At 43.7% G+C, this 503-nt stretch carries 1 pseudogene; it reads left to right on the top strand.

Annotated features, from left to right (window positions below):
* Positions 1 to 503: pseudogene (locus tag JIG37_RS09555) on the top strand (IS630 family transposase); the annotation flags it as partial.

The following is a 503-nucleotide window of genomic DNA, read 5'->3' on the forward strand; positions in this document are numbered from 1 at the left end:
AACCGATATTGCAAAACGTCTAAACACAGCAAGAAGTAGTGTGAATAAATGGGTTTCTAGTTACCTAGAGTATGGGCTTGATGGTTTAGACAATAAGCCTATTCAAGGACGTCCATCAAGGCTGCAACAGCGGCAACTTGAACAACTGTCTGAATTTATAAAGCGCACGAACACAGAACTACGTGGTGGCCGCCTTACCGGTGAAGACATTGTGCATTACATTCACACTGAATTTGGTGTTCATTACCACTTAAATCATGTCTATAAAATTCTAAAGCAACTTGGCTTTAGTTGGATCACAAGCCGCTCTAAACACCCAAAACAATCATTACAGAGCCAAGAGGCTTTTAAAAAACTTCCAGCTGGAAACGATCCTTCACACACCAGGACACCTTCCTCTTGATCGGATCGACGTATGGTTTCAGGACGAAGCACGATTTGGCCAGCAAAATCCGACTACGCGCATTTGGGCTGAAACAGGCACTCGGCCACGGATTGTAAAA

The organism is Pseudoalteromonas sp. bablab_jr010, assembly GCF_016464105.1.
Classification (GTDB): Bacteria; Pseudomonadota; Gammaproteobacteria; order Enterobacterales; family Alteromonadaceae; genus Pseudoalteromonas; species Pseudoalteromonas simplex.